This is a genomic window from Streptosporangium sp. NPDC020145 (genome assembly GCF_040631275.1).
In the GTDB taxonomy this organism is placed as follows: Bacteria; Actinomycetota; Actinomycetes; order Streptosporangiales; family Streptosporangiaceae; genus Streptosporangium.
Window position 1 is genome coordinate 1 of the sequence record NZ_JBEXZT010000071.1, and the last position, 2,223, is coordinate 2,223.

Annotated in this window: 2 protein-coding genes; both read right to left on the reverse strand. The window is 67.2% G+C overall.

What is annotated here, in order from left to right; translation table 11 throughout:
• Positions 1-68: 68 nt before the first annotated feature.
• Positions 69-905, reverse strand: a complete 837-nt coding sequence (gene istB, locus ABZ463_RS41570; RefSeq protein ID WP_362785734.1) for an IS21-like element helper ATPase IstB — start codon at positions 903-905, stop codon at positions 69-71.
• On the reverse strand, positions 905-2,152 hold the full coding sequence (gene istA, locus ABZ463_RS41575; RefSeq protein WP_362785737.1) for an IS21 family transposase: 1,248 nt from the start codon (positions 2,150-2,152) through the stop codon (positions 905-907). Before istA ends, istB begins: the two co-directional genes overlap by 1 nt.
• Positions 2,153-2,223: the final 71 nt, after the last annotated feature.

Here is a 2,223-nt window from a genome sequence, read left to right on the forward strand (position 1 = left end):
TGTCAACGACGGCTGAATCTTGACCCTCTGACGTCGCCTGAATTCTGACCCCCTGATGTGCTTGATCGTTACTGATCGCTGCTGTGACCCGCCGCAGGAACACGACCGAGATCACGATTCTTGAGACGGTAGCTGTCTCCCTTGAGGCTGATGACCTCGGCATGATGAACAAGGCGATCGATCATCGCGGCGGCCACCACATCATCGCCGAAGACCTCTCCCCAACGGCCGAACGGCTTGTTGCTCGTAACGATCAAACTCGCTCGTTCGTAGCGGCTGGAAACCAGCTGGAAGAACAGATTGGCCGCCTCGGGCTCGAACGGGATGTAGCCGACCTCGTCAACGACCAGGACCGGGACGCGCGACAGTTTCGTCAGCTCGTCTTGGAGCTTCCCGGCGGCATGAGCCTCGGCCAGGCGATCGACCCACTGAGCGGCGGTGGCGAACGCGACCCGGTGCCCGGCCTGACAGGCACGAATACCCAAACCGATGGACAGGTGGGTCTTGCCGGTGCCGGGCGGACCCAGGAAGACCACGTTCTCCCGGGCGGCGACGAAGTCCAACGTCCCCAGATGAGCGATGAGGTCGCGCTTGAGGGACCGCTGATGATCGTAATCGAAGTCCTCCAGCGCTTTGCGGGCCGGGAACCGGGCGAACCGGATCCGTGCCTCACCCCCGTGGGACTCACGGGCCGACACCTCTCGTTGCAGGCAGGCGGCCAGGAACTCCTCATGACTCCAGGATTCGGCCCGGGCCCGCTCAGCCAGCCGGTCAACCGCGGCCGCCAGCGACGGCGCCTTGAGCACCCGGGTGAGATAGGCCAGCTCAGCACCGATATCGCGGGACCTGCGAGAACTGCCCGCCGCCGCTTTGCCGCCCGGCCTCGAAGCCGCCGACTCGGCCATCACGCCACTCCCTCGATCCCCTCGATGCCCAGCGCCGTGTCGTAGTCGCTGAGCCGACGCTGCTCAACGTCGTCGGTATCGGCCGGGCCGGTGGCCATGGTGGCCGCCGTGCGCAGACGTGTGCCGCGCAACAGGGCGGCGGCGTGTTCATGCACCGGGTCGGTGATGGTCTGATGCGGCGCCCAGCACCGCTCGTGCCGGGCGACCATCTGACCGGCGCAGGTCACGCCGACCTGGCCCAGATCGGCGACGACCTCGACCAGCCGGCCGATCACCGAAGGATGCACCGAGTAGTCACACGAGGCGATGCGGACGTAGTGATCGCGCGGCAGCCGGACCGAGGCGCGCCACCCGACTGCCGGAGCGACGGGTGGCAGCGCCACCATCGCCGCCAGGTCCGCGCCCAGCCGGTCGGCCGGCCGGCACTCGATGCGCCGATGATGACGGGTGTTGGCCTTGGCCAGCCAGTCGGCGAGCTGGGTGTTGAAGTCGTGGGGGGAGACGAAGCCGCGGCCGGGCAGAAACGAGGTCTCCAGATAGCCGTTGGCTCTTTCCACCAGCCCTTTGGCCTCAGGGTCGCCGGGTCTGCACTGGGCGATCCGGATGCCCAGGGCGCCGCGGAAGGCGTTGGCGTCAGCACTCAGCTGGGGTTTGCCCTGCTTCCACTGGCCGATCGCTGACTCGTTGTCCCAGATGAGGGTCTTGGGGACCGCCCCCAGCTGTGACAGCAGCGCCCAGTGCCCGGCGAACAGGTCCCCGGCCGTGCGAGAGGGCAGCATCCGGGCCATCAGCCAGCGTGAATAGCCCGACACCATGACCAGGACCGGTGGGCTGGCCCGGTGCCCGGCGCCGAGGGGGATCTTCACCGGCGGGAACCATAGATCGCATTGGGCCAGTTCCCCGGCCTGGTAGGTCGTCCGGGACGACGGGTCGACGGGCTTGTAGTGCGGTCGCAGCAGCCGCACCCGGTCTTTGAGCACGGTCAGCGACCGCTGCCAGCCGATCCGTTCAGCGATCACCGTCGCGGGCATGTCCGGGAACTCGGCCAGCAGTTTTCGGATCTGCGGCTCGGCTGCGTCTGCGATCGAGCCCTTGCCGGGCCGCCGGTACTTCGGCGGTGTATCGGCCGCCAGCGCGCTTTTCACGGTGTTCTTCGAGATGCCCATGCGCCGGGCGATGGCCTTGATCGGTATCGCTTCGGCTCGGTGCAACCGGCGGATCTCCGCCCAGTCCTCCACCTTGATCACCCTCCAGAGTGACTGAAGGGGGGTCAGTTTTCGGCCGTCGCCACAGGGTCAGTTTTCACCCGTCGTCGACA

What these genes read in the sequence shown, in the direction of transcription:
- istB (WP_362785734.1), bottom strand. Translation starts at nt 905, where the DNA reads ATGGCCGAGTCGGCGGCTTCGAGGCCGGGCGGCAAAGCGGCGGCGGGC.